The sequence below is a fragment of the Variovorax sp. CCNWLW235 genome (genome assembly GCF_037204085.1).
Lineage (GTDB): Bacteria > Pseudomonadota > Gammaproteobacteria > Burkholderiales > Burkholderiaceae_C > Variovorax.
Genome location: NZ_JBBCBW010000016.1, coordinates 13,277 through 35,753 on the forward strand (window position 1 = coordinate 13,277; position 22,477 = coordinate 35,753).

General features: G+C 65.4%; 18 protein-coding genes. 9 read left to right on the plus strand and 9 right to left on the minus strand.

All coding sequences use genetic code 11. The features are described from left to right. Positions 1 to 21 precede the first annotated feature (21 nt). From V9L21_RS17640 to V9L21_RS17655, 4 genes are read right to left on the minus strand one after another with little or no spacing between them, the layout of a single operon-like run. A complete protein-coding gene (locus V9L21_RS17640) occupies positions 22 to 1,209 on the minus strand; it encodes a vWA domain-containing protein (protein WP_337314040.1) in 1,188 nt (395 codons plus the stop codon). 28 nt (positions 1,210 to 1,237) lie between these two features. Then, positions 1,238 to 1,834 (minus strand): GNAT family N-acetyltransferase, encoded by a 597-nt coding sequence (locus tag V9L21_RS17645; protein WP_337314042.1) that lies wholly within the window; start codon positions 1,832 to 1,834, stop codon positions 1,238 to 1,240. Positions 1,835 to 1,852: 18 nt separating this feature from the next. Next, positions 1,853 to 2,104, minus strand: a complete 252-nt coding sequence (locus tag V9L21_RS17650) for a hypothetical protein (protein ID WP_337314044.1) — start codon at positions 2,102 to 2,104, stop codon at positions 1,853 to 1,855. Then, positions 2,101 to 2,955, minus strand: a complete 855-nt coding sequence (locus V9L21_RS17655) for an AAA family ATPase (protein WP_157615886.1) — start codon at positions 2,953 to 2,955, stop codon at positions 2,101 to 2,103. Before V9L21_RS17655 ends, V9L21_RS17650 begins: the two co-directional genes overlap by 4 nt. A gap of 162 nt (positions 2,956 to 3,117) precedes the next feature. On the opposite strand from V9L21_RS17655, the gene V9L21_RS17660 reads away from it, so the two are divergent. Further along, the gene (locus V9L21_RS17660) at positions 3,118 to 3,813 is read left to right on the plus strand and encodes a c-type cytochrome (protein WP_258502355.1); all 696 of its coding nucleotides are present in this window, start codon (positions 3,118 to 3,120) and stop codon (positions 3,811 to 3,813) included. 98 nt (positions 3,814 to 3,911) lie between these two features. Here the strand turns inward: V9L21_RS17660 and pcaG are convergent, their stop codons facing one another. Both pcaG and pcaH read right to left on the minus strand, forming a co-directional pair. Next, positions 3,912 to 4,523: a protocatechuate 3,4-dioxygenase subunit alpha gene (gene pcaG / locus V9L21_RS17665; RefSeq protein WP_337314046.1), complete on the minus strand. Its 612-nt coding sequence runs from the start codon at positions 4,521 to 4,523 to the stop codon at positions 3,912 to 3,914. Positions 4,524 to 4,534: 11 nt separating this feature from the next. Then, positions 4,535 to 5,266: a protocatechuate 3,4-dioxygenase subunit beta gene (gene pcaH, locus V9L21_RS17670; protein WP_126747138.1), complete on the minus strand. Its 732-nt coding sequence runs from the start codon at positions 5,264 to 5,266 to the stop codon at positions 4,535 to 4,537. Between the two features lie 108 nt (positions 5,267 to 5,374). On the opposite strand from pcaH, the gene V9L21_RS17675 reads away from it, so the two are divergent. Continuing rightward, the gene (locus V9L21_RS17675; protein WP_337314048.1) at positions 5,375 to 6,361 is read left to right on the plus strand and encodes a LysR substrate-binding domain-containing protein; all 987 of its coding nucleotides are present in this window, start codon (positions 5,375 to 5,377) and stop codon (positions 6,359 to 6,361) included. Here the strand turns inward: V9L21_RS17675 and V9L21_RS17680 are convergent. Continuing rightward, positions 6,358 to 6,792 (minus strand): DUF1841 family protein, encoded by a 435-nt coding sequence (locus V9L21_RS17680; protein ID WP_337314050.1) that lies wholly within the window; start codon positions 6,790 to 6,792, stop codon positions 6,358 to 6,360. The two genes, V9L21_RS17675 and V9L21_RS17680, sit on opposite strands and share 4 nt — an antisense overlap. A gap of 289 nt (positions 6,793 to 7,081) precedes the next feature. On the opposite strand from V9L21_RS17680, the gene V9L21_RS17685 reads away from it, so the two are divergent. The 7 genes from V9L21_RS17685 to V9L21_RS17715 all read left to right on the plus strand — a co-directional run bounded on the left by V9L21_RS17685 (position 7,082) and on the right by V9L21_RS17715 (position 18,827). Beyond that, entirely contained in the window at positions 7,082 to 9,934 is a 2,853-nt protein-coding gene (locus tag V9L21_RS17685; protein WP_337314052.1) for a hypothetical protein, read from the plus strand. Positions 9,935 to 10,015: 81 nt separating this feature from the next. Further along, positions 10,016 to 10,519 carry a peptidoglycan-associated lipoprotein Pal gene (pal, locus tag V9L21_RS17690; RefSeq protein ID WP_337314054.1) on the plus strand — a complete coding sequence of 168 codons (504 nt, stop codon included), beginning with the start codon at positions 10,016 to 10,018 and terminating at the stop codon, positions 10,517 to 10,519. 107 nt (positions 10,520 to 10,626) lie between these two features. After that, positions 10,627 to 13,704 (plus strand): glutamate ligase domain-containing protein, encoded by a 3,078-nt coding sequence (locus tag V9L21_RS17695; protein ID WP_443305107.1) that lies wholly within the window; start codon positions 10,627 to 10,629, stop codon positions 13,702 to 13,704. Continuing rightward, positions 13,701 to 14,000, plus strand: a complete 300-nt coding sequence (locus V9L21_RS17700; RefSeq protein ID WP_337314058.1) for a hypothetical protein — start codon at positions 13,701 to 13,703, stop codon at positions 13,998 to 14,000. Before V9L21_RS17695 ends, V9L21_RS17700 begins: the two co-directional genes overlap by 4 nt. Positions 14,001 to 14,079: 79 nt before the next feature. Continuing rightward, on the plus strand, positions 14,080 to 15,924 hold the full coding sequence (locus tag V9L21_RS17705) for a peptidase domain-containing ABC transporter (RefSeq protein ID WP_337314060.1): 1,845 nt from the start codon (positions 14,080 to 14,082) through the stop codon (positions 15,922 to 15,924). A 33-nt stretch (positions 15,925 to 15,957) separates the two neighbouring features. Continuing rightward, positions 15,958 to 17,274, plus strand: coding sequence for an HlyD family type I secretion periplasmic adaptor subunit (locus V9L21_RS17710; RefSeq protein ID WP_337314063.1), 1,317 nt, complete (start codon positions 15,958 to 15,960; stop codon positions 17,272 to 17,274). Further along, positions 17,271 to 18,827 (plus strand): TolC family protein, encoded by a 1,557-nt coding sequence (locus V9L21_RS17715; RefSeq protein ID WP_337314065.1) that lies wholly within the window; start codon positions 17,271 to 17,273, stop codon positions 18,825 to 18,827. The genes V9L21_RS17710 and V9L21_RS17715 overlap by 4 nt, the downstream gene beginning before the upstream one ends. 29 nt (positions 18,828 to 18,856) lie before the next feature. On the opposite strand, the gene V9L21_RS17720 is transcribed toward V9L21_RS17715, so the two are convergent. Further along, on the minus strand, positions 18,857 to 20,287 hold the full coding sequence (locus V9L21_RS17720) for a sigma 54-interacting transcriptional regulator (RefSeq protein WP_337314067.1): 1,431 nt from the start codon (positions 20,285 to 20,287) through the stop codon (positions 18,857 to 18,859). 118 nt (positions 20,288 to 20,405) lie between these two features. Then, on the minus strand, positions 20,406 to 22,466 hold the full coding sequence (locus V9L21_RS17725; protein WP_337314069.1) for a TadG family pilus assembly protein: 2,061 nt from the start codon (positions 22,464 to 22,466) through the stop codon (positions 20,406 to 20,408). Between the last annotated feature and the right edge of the window lie 11 nt (positions 22,467 to 22,477).

Genomic DNA, 22,477 nt, shown 5'->3' on the forward strand with positions numbered 1-22,477 from the left:
GTCCGCCCCACCCACGCCGGCTTACTTCGAAAGCATTCGCATTGCTTCTTCGAGGCCCCGCAGCGTGAGCGGGTACATGCGGTTGGACATGAGCTGCTGCATTACCGCGATGCTCTGGCGGTATTGCCACACGCCCTGCGGCTCGGGGTTGATCCAGGCGAACTTCGGAAACGCATGCGTCAGCCGCTGGATCCATTCGGCGCCGGCTTCCTCGTTGTTGTATTCGACGCTGCCGCCGGGCTGCAGGATTTCGTACGGGCTCATGGTCGCGTCACCGACGAAGATGAGCTTGTAGTCCTTGTTGTACTTGCGCAGGATGTCCCAGGTTGCGAACTTCTCGGAGAAGCGGCGCTTGTTGTTCTTCCACATGAAGTCGTACACGCAGTTGTGGAAGTAGTAGAACTCCAGGTGCTTGAACTCGGTCTTCACGGCCGAGAACAGCTCTTCCACCCGCTGGATGTGCTCGTCCATGGTGCCGCCCACGTCCATCAGCAGCAGCACCTTCACGTTGTTGTGGCGCTCCGGCCGCATCTTTATGTCGAGGTAGCCCGCATTGGCCGCGGTGGAGTGGATGGTGTCGTCCAGGTCCAGCTCTTCGTCATGGCCTTCGCGCGCAAACTTGCGCAGGCGCCGCAGCGCCACCTTGATGTTGCGCGTGCCCAGTTCCTGGCTGTCGTCGTAGTCCTTGTAGGCGCGCTGGTCCCACACCTTCACGGCGCTCTTGTTCTTGCCCGCGCCACCGATGCGAATGCCCTGCGGGTTGTAGCCGCCGTGGCCGAAGGGCGAGGTGCCGCCGGTGCCGATCCACTTGTTGCCGCCCTCGTGGCGCTCCTTCTGCTCTTCGAAGCGCTTCTTGAGCGTTTCCATGAGCTCGTCCCAGCCCATCCTCTCGATCTTGGCTTTTTCCTCGGCGGTGAATTCCCGCTCCAGCGTCTTGCGCAGCCAGTCGAGCGGCACTTCCTTGGTGAAGTCGGCCAGCATTTCCACGCCCTTGAAGTAGGCGGCAAAGGCGCGGTCGAACTTGTCGTAGTGCTTCTCGTCCTTGACGAGCGCGGTGCGCGAGAGATAGTAGAAGTCGTCCAGGCCAAAGGCGCCGTCGGAGTTGGGCCCCACCACGTCGGCCTGCAGCGCCTCGAGCAGCGTGAGGTACTCCTTGACCGACACCGGCAGCTTGGCCGAGCGCAGCGTGTAGAAGAAATCGATCAGCATGGCGGGCTTTTCTTTCCTTGAACTTCGTTCAGCTTCGCGGCTTGTCGAGCAGGTAGAGCAACTGGGCCTTCACCTCGGGCCATTCGCCCGAGCGCAGGCTGTACATGACCGTGTCGCGGATCGTGCCGTCGCGGCGCATGGCATGTCCGCGAATCACGCCGTCTTTCTTGGCGCCGAGCCGCTCGATGGCCTGCTGCGAAGCGAAGTTGAAATTGTCGGTGCGCCAGCCCACCACGTTGCAGCCGAGGGTATCGAAGGCATGCGTCAGCATGAGCAGCTTGCAGGTGGTGTTGACGTGCGTGCGCTGGCAGCGTTTGGCGTACCAGGTGTAGCCGATCTCAACCCGCTTCACGCCCGGCAGGATGTCGTGAAAGCTGGTGCTGCCGAGCACGGTGCCGGTTTCGGCCTCGGTCACGGCAAAGGCAAAGCGGTGGCCGGCTTCGCGCCCCTGCAGGGCGGCTTCGATGTAGGCGCGGGTTTCGTGCGGCTCGGGCACGGAGGTGATGCGCAGCTTCCAGAGCTCGCCGTCGGCGGCCGCGGCGCGCAGGCCTTCTTCGTGGTCGAGCGACAGTGGCACCAGCGCGATGTCGCGGGCCTTCAGCGTGACAGGTTCGACAAACGCCATCTCACACACCCCTGAGTTTCAGCTTCTCGGATTGCCGTATTTGCGCACATACCAGGCGCGTGCGATCTGCACCCCGCCGCCGCCGCCCAGGCCGATCAGCAGGATGCCGAAGATCTCCTTGTTGCCGTAGCCGCCGGGGCCGAAGGCATCGAGGCCCAGCAGCAGCCCGACCCACCGGCCGAGCAGCGCACCGATGACGAACAGCACCGCCTGGGCCACGCCCAGCTTGAGCAGCTGGCCCGTGGGATGCGGCCGTGGCGATTCGCTCATCGGTTGTTCCGCTGCATGAAGACGAGCTTTTCGAACAGCGTCACGTCCTGTTCGTTCTTGAGCAGCGCGCCCACCAGTGGTGGCACCGCAACCTTGTCGTCCTTGCTTTGCAGGGCTTCGAGCGGAATATCCTCGGCCACCAGCAGCTTGAGCCAGTCGAGCAGCTCCGACGTGGAGGGCTTCTTCTTCAGGCCCGGCAGGTTGCGCACGTCGTAGAAGGTCTTCATCGCAGCCGTGAGCAGCTCTTGCTTCAGGCCGGGGAAGTGCACCGCGACGATGTGCTTCATCGTCTCGGCGTCGGGGAACTTGATGTAGTGGAAGAAGCAGCGGCGCAAAAAGGCGTCGGGCAGCTCCTTCTCGTTGTTGGAGGTGATGAACACCACCGGCCGGTGCTTGGCGCGGATGAGTTCGCGCGTTTCGTAGCAGTAGAACTCCATGCGGTCGATCTCGCGCAGCAGGTCGTTCGGAAACTCGATGTCGGCCTTGTCGATCTCGTCGATGAGAAGCGCCACCGGCTGGTCGGCCGTGAAGGCCTGCCAGAGCACGCCCTTGACGATGTAGTTCTGGATGTCCTTGACGCGCTCGCCGCCGTCCACGTCCTTGAGCTGCGAGTCGCGCAGGCGGCTCACCGCGTCGTATTCATACAGGCCCTGCTGCGCCTTGGTGGTCGACTTGATGTGCCACTGCAGGAGCGGCAGCCCGAGCGACTCGGCCACTTCCTCTGCCAGCATGGTCTTGCCGGTGCCGGGCTCGCCCTTGACGAGCAGCGGACGCTTGAGGGTGATGGCGGCATTGACGGCCAGCATCAAGTCCTGGGTGGCAACGTAATTGTCTGAGCCCTTGAATTTCATGAGTGAACGGGAAGCAAGTGGAGGAGGCAGGGTGGAGAAAAGAACACACTCGATTCGCTTCGCGCAACCTCTTGGGCGGCTTGCCGGGGGTCTTGGAAGACCCTTGCATATAATCGAATGTTGATTCGAAAAACTGTATCTCCACGAGATTGTGCGCGCAAAATGAACAAGTTGTTGACCACGATGTTTGCCTTCGCTGTCGCTTGCGTGACGGTCTCGGCGCAAGCCCAGCAAGTCACGGGCAAGGCCCAGGACGGTTCCAAGAAGGTGGCAATGTGCGTGGGCTGCCACGGCATCATTGGCTACCAGGCCAGCTTTCCGGAGATCCACAAGGTACCGATGATTGCCGGCCAGAGCGCCAGCTACATCTCTGCCGCGCTCACCGCCTACAAGGGCGGCGACCGCAAGCACCCCACCATGCGCGCCATTGCCGACAGCCTGAGCGAGCAGGACATTGCCGACATTGCCGCCTACTACAGCCAGCTGGGCCTGAAGGAAGGCGATGCGCCCCCGGCCGCAACGGCCAAGCCCATGCCTGAGAACATCCAGGCCCTGGTGTCGCGCGACAAGGACAACAGCTGCACCAAGTGCCACGGCGCCAACTTCAACACGCCGAACGACGGCACGGTGCCCAAGCTGGCCGGTCAGCATGCCGACTACCTCTTCGTGGCGCTCAAGTCGTACCGCGTCAAGAACAACCTGCACCTGGGCCGTTCGAACGCGGTCATGGCGCAGCAGGTCGAGCCCAAGAAGTTCACCAACGCCGAACTCAAGACGCTTGCCAACTACATCAGCACACTGCCGGGCGAGCTCAAGACGGTGCCTGAATCGCGCCTGCACCGCAGCGGCGGCGAGTAACCAGCCAAGGCCCTGCGGCACAACGCAGAGTTGCCTGCCGTGCACGAGAAAAAGCCCGCTTCGAGCGGGCTTTTTTGCGCCTGCGGGTTTCCCCGCGGTCAGACGTCGAAGAACACCGTTTCGTCGGCGCCCTGCATGCGGATGTCGATGCGGTAGCTCACCGCGCCGCCGCGCTCCACGCGCTCGGCAACCAGCGTGTGGCGGCGCTCGGCCGGCACGCTGGCCAGCACTGCGTCTTTTGCGTTCGCCTCAGCCTCGTCGCTGAAATACACGCGCGTGAACGCATGCAGCAGCAGGCCGCGCATCAGCACGATCACGTTGATGTGCGGGGCTTCGCCCGGCGTTTCAGCGCCCGGCTTTACCGTGTGGAACACGAAGCGGCTCTGCGGATCGGTGCCCGTGCCCGCGCGTCCGAAGGCGCGAAAGCCCATTTCGCGGGCCTCTGCCGGGGTTAGCGGGTAGCGGCCTTCGCCGTCCGCCTGGCTGATTTCGACCAGCGCGTCGCCGATCGGGTTGCCGTCGCCGTCGAGCACTCGGCCTTCGAGGCGAATGCGCTCGCCCGCGGCATTGTCCAGCGCCACGACGGCGTCGAAAGGCTGGTTGAAGTCGTAGCCGTATTGCGTGGCGGTAAGGCCGTAGGCGAAGTAGGGGCCCACCGTCTGGGAGGGGGTCTGGCCGAAGTCGGCTTCCTGGGCGGTCATCAATGGCATGGGAAATCCTTTCAGCGGTTCTCGAACGGCGTTTCGTCGGCGCCGCGCAGCACGATGTCGAACTGGTAGCCCAGCGCGTAGCCCTCTTCGGTGATGTCGAGACTGAAATCGGCGATGAGGCGGTTGCGGTAGCGCTCGGGCGTGCCGGTGATCATCGGGTCGTACTGCAGCAGCGGGTCGCCGGGAAAGTACATCTGCGTGACCAGGCGGCTCGCAAAGCTCTGGCCGAACAGCGACAGGTGGATGTGCTGCGGACGCCAGGCGTTCGGATGGTTGCCCCACGGGTAGGCGCCGGGCTTGATGGTGAGAAAGCGGTAGCGGCCTTCGCTGTCCGTCAGGCAGCGGCCCGCGCCCAGAAAGTTGGGGTCGAGCGGCGCGTCGTGCTGGTCGACCTTGTGCACGTAGCGGCCCGAGGCATTGGCCTGCCAGAGCTCCACCAGCGTGTTGGCAACCGGGCGGCGGCGCTCGTCGAGCACCTGGCCGGTCAGGATCATGCGTTCGCCCAGCGGCTCGCCGTTCTTGCGCGCGTTGCGCGTCAGGTCATGGTCGAACTCGCCGATGCTGTCGTGGCCATAGACCGGCTGCTGCAGCTCGCCCAGCGAGGCCTTCAGCGGCACCAGCGGCTTTTGCGGGCCGCGCTTCACGGTGGACTTGTAGCCGGGGTAGACGTAGGAGGGATGGGCTTCCCAGTCGCGCGGCGTGAGGATGGCCGAGGGGGTCTTGGCCTTTGTGTTGGTCAACATGTCGTTGTCTCCTGTCGTGGGGACGGATCGAATCCGGAACCCGGACTTTAGAAGTCCCGTCCGATGATGTAAATTGAAGATTGATTCGTTCTGAATAACCAACGGTAATTGAAAAACACCGCCGACCTTCGCCAGGATTTTGTGCGCAACGTGCAGTTGCGCCACCTGCGCTGCCTTGTCGCGGTGGCGCAGGAGCGCCATCTGGCGCGCGCCGCGGAGCGCCTTTCATTGAGCCAGCCGGCGGTTTCCAAGACGCTCTCCGAACTTGAATCCATCGTAGGCACGCGCTTGGTCGAGCGCAGCAAGGCTGGCCGGCGCGGCGTTCAGGGGCTCGCACCGGCCGGCGAGCAACTGCTGGCCCATGCCCTGCGCGTGCTCGAGGCGCTCGACGCCAGCGCCGAGGCCGTGGCGCCCGCCTCGGGCGAGCGCGTCGAGCGGCTGCGTATCGGCGCGCTGCCGAGCGTGGCGCCGGCCCTGCTGCCCATGGCGCTCGCGCGCTTTCGCGAGCGCTGGCCCGCGGTGCAGGTGGTGGTGAAGACTGCGGCCAACCCGGTGTTGCTCGATGAACTGCGCGCCGGCGAGCTCGACCTGGTGGTCGGCCGCATGAGCGACCCACGCTTGATGGGCGGGCTCAGCTTCGAGCTGCTCTACACCGAGCCGCTGGTGTTTGCCGTGCGCGCCGGCCATCCGCTCGCGGTGCGGCCCGCCCGGGCGGTGTCGGTGCAGGCGGTGCTCGGCTATCCGCTCGTGGTGTACGGCGAGGGCACGATCCCGCGCCACAACACCGAAAGCTTCCTGTCCGCGCGCGGCCTGGCGTTGCCCGCCAATGCGCTGCAGACGCTCGACGTTGCGGTGGCGCGCGGCCTGCTGGCGGTTTCCGATGCGGTGTGGATCACCCCTCTGGGCGCTGCGCGCGGGGAACTGGCCGACGCGCGCCTGATCAGGCTGCGCATAGAAACCGCGGGCACCGACGAGCCCGTGGGCCTGCTGCTGCGCAGCGAGGCCGAGCCTTCCGCCCTGCGCGGCGCCATGGCCGCCCTGCTGCGCGAGGGCGCGAAGCAGCAGGGAGCGCTGCCTTCCCGAAAGGCCGGCTAGTCCTTCGTTGCCCGGCGCTGCACGCAGCCGACGTAGCCATCGCCGTCAGGTGGGCGGCCGGCGCGCTGGCTCTCCCACATCATCTGGCCGAGGCACTCCATGGCCTCGTGATGTGCGTCTAGCAGCGAGCCTCGGCGCGCGGCCAGCAGCTCGACAGCCTGGCGGATTCCGCGCGGCTGGTCGATTGAGCATTGCTCGCTGATCGAAAGATGCATCGACAGGTGCAGGAACGGGTTCTCGCGGCCGTTCGCGCCGTCGTAAACGCGCGCGACCGCCGCGTCGGCATCGGCCAGGTCCTCGTGGTATTCGGGGTGCGCGTCGATCCATCCCGCGGCAATCGTCTCGAGGGCTTCCATCGGCAAGCCTTGCCGGTGCTTCGCATACACGTCGCAGAAGAAGCGGCGCACGTCTTCCTGGGAGGGATTGAACATATCTATATGGGGGACCGAAAAAGAGAAGAAGGGAGAGGGAGAAATCCGCGTGTGGACGGGCTCTGAACGTGCCCGATGTTCCGGTAGCACGACGTTACATCGTTACGTAACGAACGGGCAAAACACCCCCGCGAGGGCTGTTTCTGACCGGACCTCTTGACCCGGAAATTAAAAAAATACTCATGTAAATCAAAGACTTGCATCGTTTGTGATGCGGCGGCGAACATCTGTTAACGATTTGGCACGCCAGTTGCCCCTGTACATGCATCTTTTGTCACAGAGGCCAACCATGAACGCACCCCAAGCATCGACCGTTTCGACCGAAGGACCCGCCGCCAGTGGCGTGGCTCCCGTGGTCATCGCCCAAGCCACCAGCATGCCGCTCGGCGCTCCCGCCGCAGCCAGCTCGATGGCGCCCGCCGCAACCGCGGCGCCTGCCGGCATCGGCACATTGTCCAATGCTACGCCGGGCGTCACCGTGATGCGCGAAGGCGTCCGCATTCCGGTGGAGGGCAACCAGACATTGATGGCGGGCGACCGCGTGATCGTTCCCGAAGGCGGCCAGGCCAACGTGCTGTTCCCCGGCTCGGCCACCAACAAGGCACCGCTGGCCGGCGTCTTCACCGGCGGCACCGACGCCACCATCGGCTCGACCAAGCTGCCCGGCGGCCTCGAACAAGTGAACGTGGACGTCGCCTCGGGCGACCTGCAGGTGACCCCGCCTGACAGCGATGCCGATGCGGCCGCGCTGGCCGTAACAAAGAAGGTTGCCGCAGGCGGCGGCCTCGGCCTGGGCGAATTCGCGCTGGGCGCACTGGGCGCCGCAGGCCTGGGTGCCGCACTCGGCGGTGGCGGCGGCGGCGACGGTGGAACGATTCCGTTCTTCGTCGGCGGCGGTGAGACGGATGCCGATGCGGATGCCGATGCTGACGCGGATGCCGATGCGGACGGCGATGCGGATGCCGACGCTGACGCTGACGCCGATGCCGATGCCGATGCGGATGCGGATGCCGATGCCGACGCTGACGCGGATGCCGACGCCGATGCCGACGCCGATGCCGACGCCGATGCCGATGCCGATGCCGATGCGGATGCCGACGCGGACGCTGACGCCGATGCAGACGCCGATGCCGATGCCGATGCCGATGCGGACGCCGATGCGGATGCGGATGCCGATGCGGATGCCGATGCGGACGCCGACGCCGACGCCGACGCCGATGCAGATGCAGATGCAGATGCAGATGCAGATGCAGATGCAGACGGCGACGCCCTCCTGAACCCGGGCGACAACCTCCTGGGCGGCGTGGTCGACTCAACGGACGGCAACCTCGGTCTGGGCGATTCCCTCGACCCCGTCTCCGGCGTCCTCGACGGCACGACCGACCTGATCGACGACCTCGTTGCGCCGGTGTTCGGCTCCGAATTCACGCGGGACGATCCGAACCAGTTCGACCCCGTGGACGATGTCGCCGAGACCGTGCTCGACAGCGTCAACGGTGTGGTCAGCCCCGTGCTCGACGGCCTGCTCGGCGAAGGCGCCACCGACTCGCTGGTCGGCCAGGTCGACCATGTGACCGACGCACTTCAGAACGGCCTGGACAACCTCCTGGGCGACAACGGCATCCTGATCGGCGCGACCACCGCGCTCGGCCTGGACGGCGTCATCGACGATCTCGTCGGCGATGGCGGCGTGGTCGGGAACGTGGTCGAAGGCCTGCTCGGCGACGACAGCCTGGTGGCGGGCCTGGTGAGCGAAGAGGGCCTCGTGGGCGGCCTGCTGGCAGAAGACGGCGCCTTGGGCGGATTGCTTGCTGAAGACGGTGTCGTCGGTGGCCTGCTTGGCGGCGTGATGAGCGGCGATGGCCTGGTTGGCGGGCTCCTGGGCGACGAAGGCGTCCTGGGTGGCCTGCTTGGTGGCCCGTTGGGTGAAGAGGGCCTGTTGGGCGGCTTGCTCGGAGGCGATGGCGCGCTTGGCGGGCTGGTCGGCGGTGACGGCCTGGTCGGCGGCCTGCTGGGAGGCGACGGAGCCCTCGCCAGCCTGCTGGGCAGCGAAGGCCTCACCGGCGGCTTGCTGGGCCAGGACGGAGTGGTGGACAACCTGCTTGGCGATAGCGGCGTGGTCGGCGGCTTGCTGGCAGACAGCCCTCTGGGTGGCTTGCTCGGCGGCGAAGATGCACTGCTCGGCGGTGCGCTCGATGGCGTGCTGGGCGATGAAGGCCTTCTGGGCGGCGTACTCGGCGAAGACGGCCTTGTCGGCGGCCTGCTCGGCGGTGACCTCCTCGGTGGTGACCTGCTGGGCGGCGTGCTCGGCGAAGACGGCATCGTGGGCGGTCTGGTCGGCGGTGACCTCCTCGGTGGTGACCTGCTGGGCGGTGTGCTCGGTGAAGACGGCATCGTGGGCGGCCTGGTTGGCGGTGACCTCCTCGGTGGTGACCTGCTGGGCGGCGTGCTCGGCGAAGACGGCCTCGTGGGCGGCCTGGTTGGCGGCGACCTCCTCGGTGGCGACCTGCTGGGCGGTGTGCTCGGTGAAGACGGCATCGTGGGCGGCCTGCTCGGCGGCGACCTCCTCGGCGGCGACCTCCTCGGCGGTGACCTGCTGGGTGGTGTGCTCGGCGAAGACGGCATCGTCGGCGGACTGGTCGGCGGTGACCTCCTCGGCGGTGACTTGCTGGGCGGTGTGCTCGGCGAAGACGGCGTCGTCGGCGGCCTGTTCGGTGGCGATCTTCTGGGAGGCGACGTCCTCGGTGGCGACCTTCTCGGCGGTCTCGTGGGCGATGAGGGCCTTGTCGGCAGCTTGCTCGGCAACGGCGGCCTGCTTGGCGGCGTGCTGGGCGACACCAACCCGGTTGCCAACATCCTGGACCCGGTGCTCGACGCCGCAGGCTCCGTGGGCGAGACGCTAGAGCCGGTGGTCGCCGCGGTGTCCGAGGTGGCCGAGCCGGTTACCGACATCCTGGCCGGCACGGCCCCGACGCTCGCGCCGGTGGTCGAGACGGTCGCCGGCCTGGTGGACGCCGTGGAACAAGCCGCACCGATCGTCACCGATGTCGTGACCCCGATCACGAGCCTGGTCGATCAGGCAGCCGGCACCGGCAGCGTTCTGACTCCGGTCACGAACATCCTGCACGGCTTGCTGGGCTAAGGAACAAGGGCAGCAGTAGGAGAAGAAAAACAAAGCAAGGGGCAGGCCTTACCGGCCTGCCCCGCGCGAAAAGGACCGAACATGAAAAACACTTCCCGGATACTGGCCGTCGTCGCACTGGGGGCAAGCCTTGCCGCCTGCGGAACAGGCCCCAAGAGCGGACGCGAAGACGCGACGTACTACTACTCGAACAAGGCCACCCCGGTGGCCAAGGTAGAGCCGCCTCCGCCCGCTCCGCCAGTGCAGGAGAGCCCGGCCGCAGCGAAGATCGTGTATTTCGACTTCGACAAATACGACATCAAGGCGCAGTACCGCAGCGTGGTGGAGGCGCATGCGAACTTCCTGCGGAGCCGGCCTGGCAGCAAGGTAATGATCGAAGGCCATACCGACTCGCGCGGCGGCCGCGAATACAACCTTGCGCTGGGCCAGCGCCGGGCCGAATCCGTGCAGCGCGCGCTCACCCAACTCGGCGTGCCGGCGGAGCGCATCGAGGCCGTCAGTTGGGGCATCGAAAAGCCCGCGTCCCCTGAAACCACCGAGGAGGGCTATCAGCTCAATCGCCGAGCCGAATTCAGCTACCGCTGAAATCCGGAGATCTGCGATGCCTTCGAGGGGAGCTTCCGGTCCGCTGCGTCAAAAAAGCGAGAGCACATGACGGGCGCGATCGGTCTCCCGTATTCGATCGAGGCCGAATGATGTCCTTCTCCGACCAGCTCCACGCCTGCCACGAGCGCCTGGTCTCGGTGTGCGCGGCGCTGCCGGCGCCGTATCCTGCGTTCACGCTCTTCTTCTCGGTCAGCGACGGGTCGCAGCGCGCGCACGTGGTGCATGCGCGCGCGGCCGAGTTCGAGACCGCATGGCGCGAAGGCGCCGTGACCATCGCGCGCTGGGTGCGCGAAAACGGCATCGTGTCACCCTGGCTGCGCATCGACTGGGTCGAGGGCGCTAGCCCCATCGACTGGGCCCAGTTCAAGGCCCAGCTCGCGGCCGTCAAGCGCAACTACTTCCGGCTCGGCCTGGCATTCGACAAGAACTTCGAGACGGCATTCACCGAGCAGGAGCTCAATGCCAACGCCATGCTCTATGCCGACTCGACCATTGCGCATGCGGTGGTGAACATGCGCAACTTCGAGAGCTACGGCCAGGCGCGCTTTGCACGCACGCTCCTGCTCGACCTGCCGGCGGACCGGCCGGTCTACCTGCTGGCCACGGTGGGTGTTTTCTGCCAGCCCGACTGCGTGGTGCACAAGCTGGTGGGAACGGGGCTCGATGCAGGGCGGCGCCAGGCGCCCGCGCTCACTCCGCAGTCGGTGCTCGATCTCGTGCGCACCGGCGCGTCCTATCTCGCGCGGCAGGTCCAGGCCGACGGGCGGTTCGCCTACGGCTACTTTCCGTGCTTCGACCGCCGCATTCCGACCGACGACCTCACGCGCCACCCGAGGGTGCTCCACGCCATGATCGAGGCGTGGGAACTCGCGGGCGACGACAAGCTGCGGGCCGCCATCGACCGCGGGCTGGACCATCTCTCGAACTGGTTCATACGCGGCTACAGGCTCGCGGACGGCAGCGAAGCCGCGTTTCTCGTCGAAGCCGGTGAAGAGATCAAGCTGAGCGGCAATGCTGCCTGCGTGCTCGCGTTGGCAAAGTACTGCGAGGCGACCGATACGCGCCACTGGCTGCCGCTGCTCGAAAAGCTGGCGCTGGGCATCGTGGCGATGCAGGACACCGACACCGGCCGCTTCAACCACGTGCTGCATGCCGTCGACCTGACGGTAAAGCAGGCCTCGCGCGCCATCTACTACGACGGCGAGGCGGCCTTGGGCCTCATGCGCCTGTACGGCCTCACGCGCGATGCGCGGTGGCTCGCAGCGGTCGAGAAGGCGTTCGAGCATTTCATTGCAAGCCAGCACTGGCAGGCGCACGACCATGGGCTGAGCTGCTGCGTCAACGAGCTCACGCGCTGGAGCCCGCAGGAAAAGTACTTTCGCTTCGGCCTGCAGAACGTGGCGGGCTACCTGGACTTCGTGCTCGATCGCAAGACCACGTTTCCGACGCTGCTCGAGCTCATGCTTGCCGCACAACAGATGCTGCAGCGGCTCGAAGGCATGCCCGCAATGCGGCACCTGCTCGAAGAGCTGGACACCGAAAAATTCCACCGTGCGCTCGAGTACCGCGCCCACTACCTGCTCAACGGCTTCTTCTGGCCCGAGATCGCGATGTACTTCCGGAGGCCGTCCACCGTCGTCGGGTCGTTCTTCACCCGGCACCACGCCTTCCGCGTGCGCGTGGACGACGTGGCGCAGTACGTGTCGGGCTTGGCGGCCTACCACCGCTACCTGCTCGAGCGTCGCGCAGTGCCTGGTGCCGCCGCCGGCAGTGCAAGGGACGACGGCGCCGCGTGGAGCGCGACCGAGATGGCGCGCGTCACCGGTGGCGAATGGGTCGTGCGGCCGGAGGAGGGCTGGCGCGCCACCGGCGTGACGCAGCGCTCTTTTCTGCGCAAGGGGCGCGTGGTGTTCGAGCACCAGGTGCGCCCTTCGAAGACGTCGCTGGCCGCGGTGGCGCTCAAGGGCGTCTTGCAGCCGGCCGCCGCGGTGCTGTGTACCGATGCCGCGCCGCACCTCGACAAGCGCGTGCCCGTGCTCCAGGTGCCCGACGTGCTGCAGGCGGTGCTGGCGCTGGGCGCGCATGCGCGTACCGAGTTCGGCGGGCGCGTCTGCGGCGTGCTGGGCAGCGGCGCCGGCAGCAGCACCGTGGCCGCGATGCTCTCCGATGCGCTGGCCGTGTGGGGTGAAGTGGCCCGGCCTGAGGGCAATGTGAGCCTGCCTTCGGGCATTGCCTGGAACCTCACCTGCATGCCGCGGCACGCCGCCTACTGGGTGCTCGAGATGGGCTCGCCGCACATGCTGGCCTCGGCGCAGCTGGTGCGCCCGATGCTGGCGGTGGTCACGGGGCTTTCGGCGGCTTCGCAAAAAACGCGTGGCCCGTCGGAGGCCGCGGCGCGCCTGGACAGCCGCGTCTTCCAGGGCATGGCGCCTGGCGACAGCGCCGTTTTGAATCGCGACATTCCCGAATTCGCGACCTTCGCGGAGGCCGCGATGGCGCAGCAGCTGCAGATCGTGACCTACGGAGAGCACAAGGACGCCGACGTGCGGCTGCTCGCCTTCGATCACGGCGAGGTCCAGGCCCAGGTGCTCGGCGAACCGCTCCAGTTGCGTCTCAACGCACCCGGGCGCCACATGGGCGCAAGCGCCGTGGCCGTGCTTGCGGCATTGCAGGCCATGCGCCTGAAGCTGGCCGCCGCGGTGGAGCCCTTTGCGCATTTCGAGCCGCCGGGCGGACGCGGTGCGCTGCACACCATTCACATAGGCGGCGGCAGCTTCAAGCTGATCGACGAGACCTACGACGCCAACCCGAGCTCGATGCGCGCCGCGCTCGAGCTGCTGTCGCAGGCGCCCTGCGAGCCGGCGCGCCGCGTGGCGATCCTCGGCGACATGCAGGAGCTCGGCCCCGCCGCGCAGCGGCATCACCTCGACCTGGAGCCCGAGCTGCTCGCATCGCAACCCGACCGCGTGCTGCTGTGCGGCCCGCTCATGCGGGCGCTGCATGCGCGCATCCGCACCAAGGTCCGGTCGCACTGGTTCGTCGATGTCTCCGATTTGTCGACCGCACTCGGAGGCCTGGTGCAGCCGGGCGACTGGGTGTTGGCCAAGAGTTCCGCAGGCGTCGGCCTGTCCCGGCTGGCCCGGGTTTTGAAAGCACTGCCATGAAATCCAGCGCGTATCTGCCACTGCCCGTCCAACGCTATCCAGCAGAGGCTGCGGCGCCCGCACGCCGCTGGTGGCTCGGCTGGCTGCAGTTGCTTGGCGCCTGGCTTGTTTGCATGTTGCTGTGCGCCAACATCGCACTGGTGCTGGCCAAGGGACTCCCCATGGACGACGCTCGTCCGGTAGGCAGAAAACACGCTGGCTGCGTGGCGGCCGAAGGCATGCTGAAGCCTGTCGCTGCCCTCGACGGAAAGGCAACCCAGGAGGCTGCGCGAGCGCCGCGATGCCGCGGCGTGTAAGGGTAGATTTTGCTTGTAACAGCAGGGTAACAGTTGATAATCATCGAGGCGTCACTGCCCGACGGATCGGCTATTTCCCATGATCAAGTTTCTCTTGCCCAGCCAGCTGGTTGCCGATGTGCCCGAAGCGCCGGGCGCGAGTCCGTATGCAGGTGCGCTGAACAAGGCATTTCGTGACGCCTACCCGCTGGTCAAGAGCGCGGCCTGGCGCTCGCTGCCCATCAGCCTCTTCGGCTTGCTGCCGTCGATCTTCCTGCTTCAGGTGTATGACCGCGTGCTCTCGCGCGGCGGCATCTCCACATTGGCCGCGCTGGTGAGCGGCATCTTGTTTTTCCTGTGCCTCGAGTTCTGGCTGCGCGCGCGGCGCTCGCGCTTGTTGCGCAACGCGGGTGCCATCATCGATCACGGCGTGTCGGGTGCGCTGCTCAATTCGATGCTGAACCGCCCATTGCGCGCACTCGAAGCGCGGCCGGCCTCCATCTGGCACCAGTTCTTTCGCGATGTGGCCTCGGTGCGCGGCACGGTCAGCGGCGGCCTTGCGCAATCGATCTTCGATCTGCCGATGGCGATCTTCGCGCTGGTGGTGATCGGCATCGTCGCCTTGCCGGTGTTGCCGGTGGTCGCATTGTTCCTGGGTGTCATGGCCTTCCTGGCCTGGTGGTGGGCCGATGAAGTGCGCACCGGCCGGGTGGAAGAAGTGCAGCGCGGGCGCGGCCTCGACCGCATGACCTCCGAGATCTGCAATGCGCGCGAAACGCTCAAGACGCAGTCGAACGACGGCCCCACCATCGAGATGTGGCGCCAGACCTACAACGCCTGGCTGAGCGAGAGCTTCAGCAAGAACGGCCAGATCGAATCCGCGCGCGACGGCACCACGGTGCTGTTGACGGTCTTCTCGGTCATTGTGGTGACGGTGGGCGCTGTCTCGGTCATGGAGCAGTGGATGACGGTGGGCGGCCTGGTCGCCTCGAACATGTTGGCCCTCAAGGCGCTGCAGCCGGTGGCGGGGCTGGTCTCGAGCTGGCGTTCGCTGGCCGCGGCCAAGGAGGCGGCCAAGCGGCTCGAGAAGGTGCTTTCCGAGCCGGTCGAAAAGCCGCCGAGCGGCATGACGCTGCCGCAGCCGCTGGGCCGCGTGACGTTCAAGGACGTGAGCTTCAGCTTCACCGAAGCCGCGCAGAAGCCGGTGCTCGAAAACGTCGATCTCGACATCGGGCCCGGCGGCCTGCATGTGATCGTCGGACGCAACGGCGCCGGCAAGTCGACGCTGGTCAAGCTGCTCTCGGGCCTGTACACGCCCACGCGCGGGGTCATCAGCATCGGCGAGTACGACCTTTCGCAGTTCGGCCGCGAAGAGCTCTCGCGCTGGATCAGCTATCTCTCGCAAGAGGTGTACTGGTTTGGCGGGCCGCTGATCGACACCATGCGCCGCACGGCGCCGGGGCAGAGCGACGAGCAGGTGGTGGCGGCGTGCAAGCTCTCGGGCGCACACGACTTCATCTCGAAGCTGCCCGACGGCTACCGCACCGTGGTGGGCGAAGGCGGCACGGGCTTTTCGGTGGGCGAGCGGCGCAAGCTGGCGCTGGCCATGAGCTTCCTGCGCAAGCCCTCTGTGCTGGTGCTCGACGAGCCGAGCAACGACCTCGATTTTCAGAGCGAACGCACGCTGCTCGCCACGCTGCTCGCGGTGGCCAAGGTGCGCACCGTGGTGGTGGTCACGCATTCGCTGCGCATCGTGTCGGCGGCCACGGTGGTCTATCACGTCACGGGGCAGGGCAATGTCGAACAGGGAACGGCCGCCGTGATGGTGCCGAAGCTATTCGGCGTGAAGAAGGCGCTGGTGACGCTGAGCGATCCGGCCGCGGGAGACGGCGACGCCGATGCGCACTCGCAGGGCGCCGCCGCGGCGAACCGCTCCATGGCCTGAGCCAGGCGATCAAGAACAAACAGGGACCGCGACTTGAAATCAGATCTGCCGCAGATACTCCAGGACGAAGAGCAAAAGCGCGCGGCGCATGCATCGCCCGAGGGCCGGCGCCGACAGTGGGTGATCGGCGGCGTGGTGGCCGTGCTGGCCGTCGTCGGCCTGGGCTTTCCGATGGAGACGGTGGTGGTGGCGCCCGGCCGCGTGATCCCCTCGGACCGCGTCAAGTCGATCCAGCATCTGGAAGGCGGCATTGTCAGCAACGTGCTGGTGAAGGAAGGCGACCGCGTGAAGCAGGGCCAGTCGCTTGTCGAGATCGACCTGGGCGGCAGCGGCCTCAATTTCGAGGAGCTCACCGCGCGTTATGCGGCCACCCAAGCCACCCGCATCCGCCTCATCGCCGAGAGCCGCGGCAAGCCGCTCAAGCGCGAGAGTTTTGCGGCCGACATCGACGAGAGCGTGCTCGACGGCGAAACCGGCGCGTATGAAGCACGCGCGCTCGAGCAGCGCGGCGTAATGGCCGGCGCGGTGTCGGGGCTCGAACAGGCGCGCAGCAAGGAGCTCGAACAGCAGGCCAAGGTCAAGGGCCTGAACGACCGCTTGGCGCTGATGCAGAAGGAGCTCGAAATTTCGGAGCAGCTGCTGGCCGAAAAACTGGTCGGGCAGGTCGAGGTGCTCGAAAAGCGCAGGCTGGTAGAAGGCGTGCGAAGCGAACTCGCGGTGGCACGCCAGGGCGCCATTTCCGCCAGTGCGGCCATTGCCGAGGCACAGGCCAAGATGGCCGAGGCCGAAGGGCGCTTTCGCCGCCGCGCCTCCGACGAGCTGGCCACCGTGGAGCGCCAGTTCGCAAGCCTGAGCGAAGACCTTGCGCGCGCGCGCACCCAGCGCTCCCGCACCATCGTCAAGGCGCCCGCCGACGGCATCGTCAAGGGCCTGCGCAGCGCCAGTCCGGGCTGGGTCATCAAGCCCGGCGAGGCCATCATGGAAGTGGTGCCCGACAAGGACGAGGTCATGATCGAGGCGCGCCTGAATCCGAACGACCGCGGCTTTGTCGAAGTGGGGCAGGCCGCGCGCGTGAAGATCACTGCCTACGACTACCTGCGCTACGGCGCCATCGACGGCAAGGTCACGCTGGTCGCTGCCGATGCCGACCGCGATCCGGCCGTGGCCAACGCGGCGCCTTACTACCGCATCCTGGTGAGCACCGGGCAGGCCTATGTGGGGCACCAGGACAACCGCGTTACCGCCGGCATGGAGTCCGAGGTCGACCTGAAAGTGGGAACCGATCCGTTCATCTGGTACATCCTTCGTCCCGTGCTCAAGCTGCGGCGCGAAGCGTTTCGCGAACCATGAGGAGCAGCAAATCGTCAAGCCCGCGCCGCATGGGCCGCGGCGCTCTCTGTGCAGCGCTTTGCGCAAGCTTCGCGCTGCCGCCGGGCGCCGCCATCGCGCAAGATGCGCCTGCGCAGCTGGTGCCGGCGCGCCGCCTTTCTACTCCGTCGATCGGCGCCGCAAGCTATGCCCAGCGCGTGAAGCAGGCGCTGGTCGCGCTGTCGCAGGAATACCCTGAAGTGCAGACCGCGCAGGCGGCCGCCAACACCAGCAGCTTCAGCGTGGACGCTGCCAAGAAGGCGCGCTTTCCGCGCTTCAAGATGGGCACCGCCTCGGGCAACTACAACAGCGGCGCGGCCAACGCCAAGACCGAGAACTACACCGTGCTGACCGCCGAGGCGCGCGTGAGCCTGATCGACGGCGGTGCCATGAGCGCCGCGGTACGCGCGGCCGAAGCCGGCAACCAGGCCGACGACGAGGCGGTGGTGACCACGTCGCAGAAGGTGGTGCTCGATGCGCTGACTGCTTATCTGCAGGTGCAGCGCTTCGACCTGAAGAAGCAGATCGCGCGCAAGTCCACCGAAGTGGTGGCCGAGTTGTCGAAGGCCGAGGCCCGGCGCGTTGCACTCGGTGCCGCGGGCGAGAACGACCTGAACATGGCGGCCGCGCGCCGCGCCAGCGTGGCCGCGCGCGAATCCGATTTTCAGGCGCAGCGCGACGAGGCGGTGGCCAAGTTCAACACCTACTTCAAGTTCACGCCCAATACCGATTCGCTGCCCGTGCTCGCGGCGCCCGCGTTGTGGCGCATCGCCTCGCATGAAGAAGCCCTGCGCCGCGCCGAGGAGCGCAGCACCGAAATTGCCGAGGCCAAGGGCCGCGTCGCACGGGCCCAGGCGCTTGTCGACCAGCAGGAGGCCAGCATCTACCCGACGGTGGACGCGGTGCTGGTCAAGAGCAAGGACCCGCGCGGCGTGTCGCCGCAAGACCCGACACGCGCGGCCTTCGAGCTCAACTGGAACTTCGGCAACGGCTTCGACCGCCAGTTGCGCCTGAAGTCCGCGCTGGCCGAGGTTGCCAACCAGGAAGCCAAGCTCGAAGGAGTGAAGCTCAATCTGCTGGAGCTCACGTCGGCCTCATGGGCTCGCACAGTGTCTGGCCGCGAGCGCGAGCGCCAGTTGATGGAAGCGGTGAGCACATCGGGCCAGGCCTTTCGCGGCCGGCGCCGACTGATGGAGTTCGGCCGCGAGACCTTGCCCGCCGTGCTCGACGCGCAGCTCGACTACTACAACCTGCTGTTCGACTATGTCGATGCCGTGTTCGACCTGCGCATTTCGGAGCTGCGCCTGGCGCGCACCACCGGCGAACTGCGCATCGAGCCCGAAGCCGGCAACGCGTGGATCGACCGCATCTTCGGCCCGCCGAGCCGGCCGGCCCTGAGCGACGATGGCCTGCTCACCGCGCTGTGCATCTCGAGCAACTCAAGCTGTGCCAGCGAACCTGTTGTCGACCGCGGCGCCACAGCGGCTGCGGCGAACCCGCCGCTGCGACGGACCGCCCGCCTGGCGGAGCGCTGATGAGGGGCGAGGGGCGAGGGGCGAGGGGCTCAGGCGTCCTCGGGGATGCCCGGCTCTCCGTCCAAAATTTGATACTTGCGCATCTTTTCCCACAGCACCTTGCGGCTGATGCCCAGATGCTGCGCGGTGTCCTGGCGCTTCCAGTCGTTGATCTCCAGCGCCGCGATGATGCGGTTGCGCTCGCTGCCGTTCCATCCCTTGCGGTCGCCGTTGGCGTCGAGCGCCACGCCGCTGGCGCTGCCGTTGTGGCCGTTTCTTTCGGCTGAGCCTGGCGTGGGTGTCGGCGTGCCGCGCGTGAGCGCAATGGCGCGCTGGATCAGGTTCTGGTCCCATGCATGCAGCTGCCGCGCAATCACGCCCACCCGCTCGGCGAGGTTGCGCAGCTGCCGCACATTGCCGGGAAAGTACGTTTCCGCCACCGCATCGCTCAGCCAGTGCGGCGTTTCGCCCAAGGCCTCGAGCTCGTCGCCCAGCACATTGGCAAGCAGCGCCTTGAAGATCGCGATCTTGTCGATCTCGCCGCGCTCTTCGAGGCTGGGCACATGCAGCTCGATCACCGCGAGCCGGTAGAACAGGTCGGCGCGGAACTCGCCATTGGCCACCATCTCGCGCAGGTTGCGGTTGGTGGCGGCCACCAGCCGAAAGTCGACCCGGACCGGCGCCGTGGCACCCAGCCGCGTGACCGCGTTGTCTTCGAGCACGCGCAGCAGCTTGACCTGCTGGTACTTGGGCAGGTCGCCGATCTCGTCGAGAAACAGCGTGCCGCCTGTCGCCTGTTCGAAATAGCCGCGATGCGCATGCACCGCGCCGGTGAACGAGCCCTTGGTGTGGCCGAAGAAAAGCGATTCGAACAGGCCGTCGGGAATGGCGCCGCAGTTCACCGCCACGAACGCGCCCTTGCTGTAGTGCTGGTGCCCCAGGTGCAACTGCTGCGCAATGCGCTCCTTGCCCACACCCGTTTCGCCGCGCACCAGCACGCTGTGGTTGCAGTCGGCAAAGACACCTACTTCGGCAAGCAGCGATTTCATCGCGTCTGAATGCGCCACCAGCACGTCGGGCGCCTGCGGCGCTACGTCGCGCGCGCGCAGCTGCCGCACCAGCTTTGCCACCATGGTGCGCAACTCGGCACAGGTGAAGTCGTACGGCAGAACATGCAGGTACTCCGGCGGGTAAGTGCGCGAATCACGCTCGCGCGACGCCGCCGCCACCCAGATCACCGGCATGCCCTGCAGCAACTCGGTCGCATGCGCCAGCGCCCCGCTGTCGATGACCGTGACGCTGATGATGGCAACCGACGGCCGAAGGGCAGTGCCGCGCTCCTGCTGCGGCACCGGCATGCCGTCGGCACGGATCACCTCCACGTCGAAGCTCGCCATGCACCGCGCGATACGGTCGAGGATGTCGGCCTTGCCTTCCCAGACAAAGAGGTCGAGTTCGTCGAAGTTGGGGGGAGAACTCATGTGGAAACCAAAGATCTTCTAATGAAGGCGCTGCGAAAAGCCCGGATTCGGCCGAGTCGATCCGGTGCTGCCAGACGGACATGAATGCAAAGTGGAGTCCAAGGTCGTCATCGGTTGATCAATACACTAACTTGGCGTTGTTGCACTGGAGCGAGTGCAGTTTCACGTCGACCTCACCCAGGTGGATACCGAGAAAGTCCCGCAACAAAGGAGTCAGAACGGTACTGCCCAAGGCATCGAGTACTGGCTCGAGCAGGCCGGTTGCCACTGCCAACGCGTTCGAAACCGTACCACCAACGCTAGAACTGCTGTTCTTGCTGAGAGTGCTCTTTAGGAGGTCTATGCAGCCCTGGTTGGACGTAGATCCCAGAAGTCCGGTGAAGCTGCAGCCGTCCCCGCCCACAAGTCCACCGATAGCACCGAGCAGGTCTCCGATACCGTTCAGCAAGCCGCTGAGGAGGCCACTTTGTTCTGCAGCCTCGGCAATCCGCTCTCGGGCGTTGTCTAACCGCGCAGCTCTGCAAGCCGTGGTGTTAGCCGTGCAACCAGCACCTCCGTCGGCAACTGGCTTGCCGCTATCGTTCCATATTTGAGTCGCCAAGTTTGTTATATCTGACGAACTAGGTGGCGTGGCCGGAGGCGAGCCACCAAATAGTAGATTTGTCAGCTGGGAAACCAGATTCGACACCGACGTACCCACATCTAGGCTGTTCCCGACAGTTTCTGTTTGCCCCTCTTCCAGTTTTACTGTGGTCGGCTGCTGAATTGGCAAAGTGTTGATTTGCGCGCTGTTCGTGGTTTTTAGAAGACCCAGAATATTGACCAATTCGAGATTGGAAAGATTCTGCTCGCATGCGTCCTTCTTGGAGAAGAGCAAATTATCGAAGCACGCTTGGTATCTCGGGTCGCTTGACGGAAGGGAGCAATCTTGCGAACCGGTGCTGTTCGATATCTTCCCAATGCATCCTTTGAGAATAGCGCCATCCACAGCTATCTCCGCACGCTGCTTACCAGAAACGGACAACAGTTCGGGCGTACACAGATCTATCAGCGTTCCCTTGGCTGCGACGAGATCAAGTGCAATGGGCAAGTTGATGCTCAGTAGAGAACTGAGTACTCCGTCACTCCGTACATGAATGAACGTACGAACCTGAGCGGTGTAAGCACTGATTCCTTTGACTCCGATAGCAAAAGACGGAGGCTCTACCAATCCAGCTTTGGCTGTCACTTTGACCAGCCCCAGAAGAGAAATATTCGAACCAGGAACATCGACAGCGCGACCGCCTGTCGCAACGCCGACGGCAGACTGAATCAGATCTAGTGCATTGATCTCAGTCGCGAGCGCCGAGCTTGCATCCGGCGTGGTGATGCTCGCGAAAAGGCTCGGCGCATTCGTGAGTGATCCCAGCCTGACGTCGTTGAGACCGGTGACGCCGAGCTTGGCCTTGATGGCCGATATCAACAGGAGATTTGTATCTACCAAGTCGTCGCGGTTGCCGGCTCTTACGATGGCGTCGAGGAGTTGGCCTAGTGTCAGGTTGGTATCCAGAAGCGAGTTGAGGCCTGCTACCGTGACGTCTGCGGATGCGCAAGCGCCGAGTTCGCATAGCAATCCACCGGGCGTCACTTTGACACTTGCTAAACCTTCGTAACCCAAAACGATTGTGTTGTCGACGTTGAGACCGATTGCCTTCAATAGCGCGCCTAAGGTCGAGTCGCCGTCAACTCGCAGTAGTCTTGATCCAACGGAGAATGCTGCTGAAGCATCGGCTTTTGCTGCTACAGCTTCGACTGCAAGCTGCCGGGGTTCGTTTCCGGGAATCCTTGGTAACAAAAGACTCGGTGTTCTTTGTATGGATACGAGGACGGCATTGAACGGCTGAACGTCAGCAGAGAAATGCCGGTGTACGGGGGGCTTAGACGGATCCGGATCCCAGTGTCCACACGTGATGTCTGCCGCGGTCAGCTGAAATCCATTTGGAAGGTTCTGCGATCCATTGGCAATCGCGGCGCTCTTTGCTTCTGTGCAGCTTGCAGGAACTATCGCTTGTGCTCCCGCCAGGGCAGCAAGATCTGCCGATTTCTGAAATTCACGCTTCATGAAAAACAGATAACCGAGCTCAGTGCCAATCAGCGTGATAAGAAGGAGACTCATCGCGATCGTCGCATTGATCGCCACTGATCCATTTT

Bases quoted from the DNA above. Each gene is read 5' to 3' on its own strand.
- V9L21_RS17655 (WP_157615886.1), bottom strand. From the start codon at position 2,955: ATGAAATTCAAGGGCTCAGACAATTACGTTGCCACCCAGGACTTGATG.
- V9L21_RS17650 (WP_337314044.1), bottom strand. From the start codon at position 2,104: ATGAGCGAATCGCCACGGCCGCATCCCACGGGCCAGCTGCTCAAGCTG.
- V9L21_RS17700 (WP_337314058.1), top strand. From the start codon at position 13,701: ATGAAATCCAGCGCGTATCTGCCACTGCCCGTCCAACGCTATCCAGCA.
- pcaH (WP_126747138.1), bottom strand. From the start codon at position 5,266: ATGTTGACCAACACAAAGGCCAAGACCCCCTCGGCCATCCTCACGCCG.
- V9L21_RS17685 (WP_337314052.1), top strand. From the start codon at position 7,082: ATGAACGCACCCCAAGCATCGACCGTTTCGACCGAAGGACCCGCCGCC.
- V9L21_RS17660 (WP_258502355.1), top strand. From the start codon at position 3,118: ATGAACAAGTTGTTGACCACGATGTTTGCCTTCGCTGTCGCTTGCGTG.
- V9L21_RS17680 (WP_337314050.1), bottom strand. From the start codon at position 6,792: ATGTTCAATCCCTCCCAGGAAGACGTGCGCCGCTTCTTCTGCGACGTG.
- pcaG (WP_337314046.1), bottom strand. From the start codon at position 4,523: ATGCCATTGATGACCGCCCAGGAAGCCGACTTCGGCCAGACCCCCTCC.
- V9L21_RS17695 (WP_443305107.1), top strand. From the start codon at position 10,627: ATGATGTCCTTCTCCGACCAGCTCCACGCCTGCCACGAGCGCCTGGTC.
- V9L21_RS17720 (WP_337314067.1), bottom strand. From the start codon at position 20,287: ATGAGTTCTCCCCCCAACTTCGACGAACTCGACCTCTTTGTCTGGGAA.
- V9L21_RS17705 (WP_337314060.1), top strand. From the start codon at position 14,080: ATGATCAAGTTTCTCTTGCCCAGCCAGCTGGTTGCCGATGTGCCCGAA.
- V9L21_RS17640 (WP_337314040.1), bottom strand. From the start codon at position 1,209: ATGCTGATCGATTTCTTCTACACGCTGCGCTCGGCCAAGCTGCCGGTG.
- V9L21_RS17715 (WP_337314065.1), top strand. From the start codon at position 17,271: ATGAGGAGCAGCAAATCGTCAAGCCCGCGCCGCATGGGCCGCGGCGCT.
- pal (WP_337314054.1), top strand. From the start codon at position 10,016: ATGAAAAACACTTCCCGGATACTGGCCGTCGTCGCACTGGGGGCAAGC.
- V9L21_RS17645 (WP_337314042.1), bottom strand. From the start codon at position 1,834: ATGGCGTTTGTCGAACCTGTCACGCTGAAGGCCCGCGACATCGCGCTG.